This window comes from Streptomyces sp. NPDC060027 (assembly GCF_042737005.1).
Lineage (GTDB): Bacteria > Actinomycetota > Actinomycetes > Streptomycetales > Streptomycetaceae > Streptomyces.
The window spans coordinates 1-6,633 of sequence record NZ_JBHWVI010000337.1 but is presented as its reverse complement, the minus strand read 5'-3'; the positions used below and the strand labels follow the sequence as shown (position 1 = coordinate 6,633).

Genomic DNA, 6,633 nt, shown 5'->3' with positions numbered 1-6,633 from the left:
CCTCATCGGCGAGAAGATCAACATCAACGGCGACGGCACCCCGCTGCGCTACATGGACAAGCCGAGCAAGGACGGCGGCTCCAAGGACTCCTGGTCCTCCACCGTCGGCAACCTGGACGTGCACTACTCGTCCGGCGTCGCGAACCACTTCTTCTACCTCCTCTCGGAGGGCAGCGGTTCGAAGACGATCAACGGGGTCAGCTACAACTCCCCGACGTCCAACGGCACCACGGTCACGGGCATCGGCCGGGCCAAGGCGCTGCAGATCTGGTACAAGGCGCTGACGACCTACATGACGTCGACGACCAAGTACGCGGGCGCCCGCACGGCCACGCTCTCCGCGGCGTCGGCCCTGTACGGCTCCACGAGCACGGAGTACAAGACGGTGGCCGCCGCCTGGTCCGCGGTCAACGTCGCCTAGCAAGCACGTAGTCGAACAGAGGCGGCACCCGGGGAAGGACAGCCCCGGGTGCCGCCTTACTCTTGCCCCCATGCCCTACACGTACGAGGACGTGGGCGCGACCCGCGAGGATCGCTGCCCTCCGGGCTTCCACCGACTGCATGTCCGCTTCCGGATCGGCGAGGGCGAGGCCGTCTTCCGGCGCGCCTCCGAAGCCCTGATGACCTGGGAGCTGCACCGTGCCATGGGGATCGGCATGGTCTCCGACGCCGACAAGGCGGCTCCGGGCGTCGACGTCACCGTCGGTCTCGGCCCGATCAAGGCCCCCTGCCGCGTCGTCTGGACGGCGGAGGAACCCCGGCGCACCGCCTGGGCCTACGGAACACTGTCCGGCCACCCCGAGTGCGGCGAGGAAGCCTTCGTCGTCTCCCGCACCGGCGACGGCACCGTCTGGCTGACGATCACGGCCTTCAGCCGCGCGGTCAAGTGGTACGCCCGCGCGGGCGGCGCCGCGACGAGAGGACTCCAGCACGCGTACGCCCAGCGGTGCGGGAAGGTCTTGCGGAGGTTGTGCGCGGGGCTGGACAGCTGAACCCGGAGGCAGGTGTGCACAGCCCCGCGGGACGGCGGACGCCGGGCACGGGCCCGGCGGGTGACCGATGCCGGGCGGGTGTGCCGGGGACGGTCCGGCCTCGGCCGGGCCCGAAGGCGAGCCGTGGCACACGGCTCGCCCCCGGCGGTGTCCCGCCCGCGCCTCACCGCATCAGCAGACCCGCCCCCTCCCCCATCTCCTCCGACGGGACCGCCACCAGGCCGAGTTCCGCGGCGGAGGCCAGCAGGCGGTGGGTCGGCAGGATGCGGACCGTGTAGCCGAAGGGGCCCGTGCGGTCGAGGGACAGTGGGCCCTCGTACACCCAGCGGCCCTCGAGGTCGGGGCCGCCGGCCGGTTTCAGCGGGACGCAGACCGCGTCGCCGATGCGGTCGTCGGTGTCGACGCGGCCCGCGACCGCCTGGACCTCCACGTCGTCGGGGACGAGGTCGCCGAGGCCGACGCGCACGCGCAGCGACAGGGTGGTGCCGAGTTCGGCGGTCGCGGTGGCCGAGGACGCCTCGAGATGGTCGACGGTGACCTGCGGCCAGGCGGCGCGGACACGTGACTTCCAGGCGGCCAGTTCGCGGGCCGTCTCGGCGGTGAGGGACCGGTGGGCCTGCGCAGCGGGGGCGTACAGGCGCTCCACGTACTCGCGCACCATCCGGCCGGCCAGGACCTTCGGGCCGAGGTGGGTCAGCGTCCGGCGGACCATCTCGATCCAGCGGTCGGGCAGACCGTGCTGCCCCCGGTCGTAGAAGCGGGGGGCCACCCGCTGTTCGAGGAGGTCGTAGAGGGCCCCGGCCTCCAGCTCGTCACGGCGGTCGTCGTCGGTCGCGGTGCCGTCCGCGGTCGGGATCGCCCAGCCGAAGTCGGGCTGGAACCATTCGTCCCACCAGCCGTCCAGCACGGAGAGGTTCAGGCAGCCGTTGAGCGCCGCCTTCATACCGCTCGTGCCGCACGCCTCCAGCGGGCGCAGCGGGTTGTTGAGCCAGATGTCGCAGCCCGGGTACAGCTTCTGCGCCATCGCCATGCCATAGTCGGGCAGGAAGACGATCCGGTGGCGCACCCGGGGGTCGTCGGCGAATTCGACCAGCTCCTGGATCAGCCGTTTCCCGCCGTCGTCGGCGGGGTGGGCCTTGCCCGCCACCACGATCTGGACCGGCCGCTCGGCGTGCAGCAGCAGGTCCATGAGCCGGTCGCGGTCGCGCAGCATGAGGGTCAGCCGTTTGTACGAGGGGACCCGGCGCGCGAAGCCGATGGTGAGCACGTCGGGGTCCAGCACTCCGTCGATCCAGCCGAGTTCGGCGGTGCCGGCGCCCCGCTGGCGCCAGGAGGCCCGGAGCCGGTCCCGCACCTCCAGCACCAGCTGTTCCCGCAGCACCCGCCGCAGGTCCCAGATCTCCTGGTCGGCGATCTCGGCCACCGCGTCCCACCGGTCCGAGCCGCCGACGGTCAGCGCGTCCTCGGTGCGCTGCGCGCCGATCTGCCGGGCGCCGAGACGGAAGACCTCGGGCGCCACCCAGGTCGGCGCGTGGACGCCGTTGGTGACCGAGGTGATCGGCACCTCCTCGGGGTCGAAGCCCGGCCAGAGCCCGGAGAACATCTCCCGGCTGACCTGGCCGTGCAGCAGCGAGACCCCGTTCGCCCGCTGGCCGAGCCGCAGGCCCATGACGGCCATGTTGAAGAGGTTCGGCTCGCCTCCGGCGTAGGTCTCCATGCCGAGAGCGAGGATGCGCCCCACGTCGATGCGCGGGAGTTCGGCGTCGGGGCCGAAGTGGCGGGCGACCAGTTCCCGGTCGAAGCGGTCGATGCCGGCGGGTACCGGGGTGTGGGTGGTGAAGACCGTGCCGGCCCTGACCGCCTCCAGCGAGGACGCGAAGTCCAGTCCTTCGTCGGCGAGTTCGGCGATCCGCTCCAGGCCGAGGAAACCCGCGTGCCCCTCGTTGGTGTGGAACACCTCGGGCTGCGGATGCCCGGTCAGACGGCAGTACGTCCGGACCGCGCGCACCCCTCCTATACCGAGCAGCATCTCCTGGAGCAGCCGGTGCTCGCTGCCGCCGCCGTACAGCCGGTCGGTGACTCCGCGTTCGCCGAGGTCGTTCTCCTCGACGTCGGAGTCGAGCATGAGCAGCGGGACGCGGCCGACCTGGGCCAGCCAGACCCGGGCGTGCAGCGCGCGGCCGCCGGGCAGGGCGAGCGAGACCTGGGCGGGCGTGCCGTCGTCGTCGCGCAGGGGCACCACGGGCAGTTCGTTGGGGTCGAGGACCGGATAGTGCTCCTGCTGCCAGCCGTCGCGGGACAGGGACTGGCGGAAGTAGCCGTGCCGGTAGAGCAGGCCCACGCCGATCAGCGGGGCACCGAGGTCGCTGGCCGCCTTGAGATGGTCGCCCGCGAGGATGCCGAGGCCCCCGGAGTACTGCGGCAGCGCGGCGGTGATGCCGAACTCGGGCGAGAAGTAGGCGATGGCGGCGGGCAGGTCGGAGGTCTGTGTCTGGTACCAGCGGTCACCGGTGACGTACTCGCGCAGGTCGTCGGAGACCTCGCCGAGGCGGCGAAGGAACCGGCTGTCCTGCGTGAGCTCCGTGAGCCGTCCGGCGGACACGCTGCCGAGCAGGCGTACGGGGTCGCCGCCGGACGCGGCCCAGCGCTCCGGGTCGACGGACTGGAAGAGGTCGCGGGTCTCGGCATGCCAGGACCAGCGGAGGTTGCGTGCCAGGTCACTGAGCGGGTGAAGGACTTCGGGGAGAACGGGTCGGACGGTGAATCTGCGGATCGCCTTCACGAGTTCCACCTTCACGGAGGACGTACGCGGCAGAGGGACGCACGGCGTTGTGCGGCCTTCGTCACCCACGACGGTAGCGGCGAGGGTGCCTTCGCGACACGGCGCATCGCGGCACGACCCCCGGATCGGATCGACCGGGTGACATCGGCGAGAAGCCGCGTTACGTCCGCGAGAAGCCGTGTTACGTCGGCGAGAAATCGACGCAACCTTCACGGACAGCCGCGGACAGCCGTGGACACACCCGGGCCGGTATGGCCGATTCCGCCCTCCTGGGCGGCCTTGTGGTGCTTCGCGCCGCACGAGAGGCTCGCCAGGTGACGTACGGCCGGGCCCTGCCCAGAGCGGTCGGCTCCGGCCTGCGTACGTCGACTTGAGGAGGGGAACTCCAGTCATGGCACGGACGAGGAAGTGGCGTCTGCGCTGGGCGGCTGGTCTCACCGCGGTCACGACGGCCGCGGTGCTTTCGGCCATCGCCCCGCCCGCACAGGCGGCCCCGGAGGGGCAGATACGCGGAGCCGGTCTCCCGGGCTCCGTGAGCGGCAGCTACATCGTGACGCTCAAAGGGGGTACGCGGGCTTCGTCTCCGGCGGGCACGGGTATCGCCGAGCGGTACGGGGCGAGAATCAGCCACACGTACGGCACGGCCCTCAACGGCTTCGCCGTGCGGGCCGAGGAGAGACAGGCCGGACGGCTCGCCGCGGACCCCCGCGTGGCCTCGGTCGTCCAGGACACCCGGGTGGCGCTCGACGGTGTCCAGAGGAACCCGCCCTCGTGGGGCCTGGACCGGATCGACCAGCCGGACCGGCCGCTCGACAAGCGCTACACGGCACCGGGATCGGCGGGCTCGGGAGTGACCGTGTACGTCATCGACACCGGCGTCCGCGTCACCCACCGGGACTTCGGGGGCCGGGCGGCCGACGGCTGGGACTTCGTCGACGACGACAGGACCGCGCAGGACGGCAACGGCCACGGCACCCATGTGGCCGGAACCGTCGCGGGCACCGCGTACGGCGTCGCCAAGAGGGCCAGGGTCGTCGCCGTCCGTGTCCTCGACGACCAGGGGGCCGGTTCCACCGCCCAGGTCATCGCCGGCATCGACTGGGTCACCCGGCACGCGAGGAAGCCGGCCGTGGCCAACCTCAGTCTGGGCGGGTACGCCAACACCCAGCTGGACGCGGCCGTCCGCAACTCCATCGCCTCCGGTGTGACCTACACGGTCGCGGCGGGCAACGACGGTCTGCCGGCCTCGTTCTACTCCCCGGCCCGGGTCGCCCAGGCCGTCACGGTGGGCGCGAGCGACCGGACCGACGCGCGGGCGAGCTTCTCGAACACCGGGTCGGCGCTCGACCTCTTCGCGCCGGGGGTCGCGATCACGTCGACTTCGTACGCCGGTGACACGGCGAAAGCGACATACTCCGGCACGTCGATGGCGAGCCCGCACGCCGCCGGCGCGGCCGCGCTGTTTCTGGCGGCTCATCCGCGGGCCACACCGGCCCAGGTGGCGAAAGCGCTGGTGAGACAGGCGGCCTCGGGAAAGGTGTCGGGCGTCGGCCCGGGTTCACCGAACAAACTCCTGCACGTCGGCTGACCCAGGTGGAACGCTGGTACAACCAGGGTGATTCGGCCACACCGCACCGGCCTCGCCTGCCCGGGACGAGGCCGGTCTTGTGTGTAGACATACGCGTGAGTAGTTAACAAAGTGCCGGAATGCTCACCCGCATAGGGTGGGAAGGCTCCCCCGGTACACCCGCAGGCCCCACCTCCCCACACCCTCATCCGCCCACCCACGTTGACGCGGACAGGAGCGGTCATGCCCGCCACGCACCACACGTCGCCACCCACGACGACCACCCCCGAGACCCCCCGAACACGCAAGGCCGAGGCCGGTCCCCGTACCCCGGAGAAACCCTCCGCCGCCCCCGGCGGCGGCAGCCCGGCCGCCACCACCGCCCCGGGCACCGGCACCTCCGCTCCCGCCACGTCCGACCCCGGAACGTCCGATCCCGGAACGTCCGGCCCCGGCACCTCCGATCCCGGCACGTCGGCCCGCCGCGCCGCCGCTCCCAAGCCCAAGACCAAGACCAAGACCAAGACAGGCGGCTCCGTTCCGAAGGCAGGCAGGTCCGCTCCCAAGAAAGGCGGGGCCGCCGTCCCCGCCACGCGCACCGCCGACGCCCCGGCCGCCCCCGCCGTCACCGCGGCGACGGCCGTCGGGCGCATCCCCGTCCTCGACGTCCGCCCGATCGTGCAGCACGGGCGCCGTCCCGCGAAGGCGGTGGTGGACGAGGAGTTCGAGGTCTCGGCCACGGTCTTCCGCGAGGGCCATGACGCGGTCGCCGCGAATGTCGTCCTGCGCGACCCGGACGGGCACCCCGGCCCGTGGGCGCCGATGCGCGAGCTCGCCCCCGGCACCGACCGCTGGGGCGCCACGGTGAGCGCCGGCAAGGAAGGCCGCTGGACGTACACGGTGGAGGCGTGGGGAGATCCGATCACCACCTGGCGGCATCACGCGGGGATCAAGATCCCGGCCGGGATGGACACGGAACTGGTGCTGGAGGAGGGCGCCCTGCTGTACGAGCGGGCGGTCGCCGCCCTGCCGAAGGGGCCGAGGAGCAAGCGCCTCAGGGACACGGTCCTCGGTGCCGTCGACGCGTTGCGCGACACCGGCCGTCCCGTCGCCTCCCGTCTCGCCGCCGCCCTCACCCCCGAGGTGGACGAGGTGCTGGCGCGCCACCCGCTGCGCGACCTGGTGACGTCGTCCGAGCCGTTGCCGCTGCTGGTGGAGCGGGAGCGGGCGCTGTACGGCGCCTGGTACGAGTTCTTCCCGCGTTCGGAGAGCGGGCAGCTGGACCCACCGGC

Annotated in this window: 5 protein-coding genes; 4 read left to right on the top strand and 1 reads right to left on the bottom strand. The window is 72.3% G+C overall.

Annotated elements, in window-relative coordinates:
* Positions 1–421 (top strand): M4 family metallopeptidase (locus tag ACFWBT_RS40775; protein WP_385709234.1); only part of this gene is annotated, 421 nt, incomplete at its 5' end.
* A gap of 70 nt (positions 422–491) precedes the next feature.
* Entirely contained in the window at positions 492–992 is a 501-nt protein-coding gene (locus ACFWBT_RS40770; protein WP_266762948.1) for a DUF1990 family protein, read from the top strand.
* Positions 993–1,155: 163 nt separating this feature from the next.
* On the opposite strand, the gene ACFWBT_RS40765 is transcribed toward ACFWBT_RS40770, so the two are convergent.
* Positions 1,156–3,774 (bottom strand): glycosyltransferase family 1 protein, encoded by a 2,619-nt coding sequence (locus ACFWBT_RS40765; RefSeq protein ID WP_385709231.1) that lies wholly within the window; start codon positions 3,772–3,774, stop codon positions 1,156–1,158.
* A 391-nt stretch (positions 3,775–4,165) separates the two neighbouring features.
* Here ACFWBT_RS40765 and ACFWBT_RS40760 point away from each other — a divergent pair, with 391 nt between their 5' ends.
* Positions 4,166–5,362, top strand: a complete 1,197-nt coding sequence (locus tag ACFWBT_RS40760) for a S8 family peptidase (RefSeq protein ID WP_385709229.1) — start codon at positions 4,166–4,168, stop codon at positions 5,360–5,362.
* Positions 5,363–5,584: 222 nt separating this feature from the next.
* On the top strand, positions 5,585–6,633 hold a 1,049-nt coding region (locus tag ACFWBT_RS40755; RefSeq protein ID WP_385709226.1), incomplete at its 3' end, for a maltotransferase domain-containing protein.

Excerpts from the sequence above, each read along its gene's own strand:
- ACFWBT_RS40770 (WP_266762948.1), top strand. The coding sequence starts at position 492 with ATGCCCTACACGTACGAGGACGTGGGCGCGACCCGCGAGGATCGCTGC.
- ACFWBT_RS40760 (WP_385709229.1), top strand. The coding sequence starts at position 4,166 with ATGGCACGGACGAGGAAGTGGCGTCTGCGCTGGGCGGCTGGTCTCACC.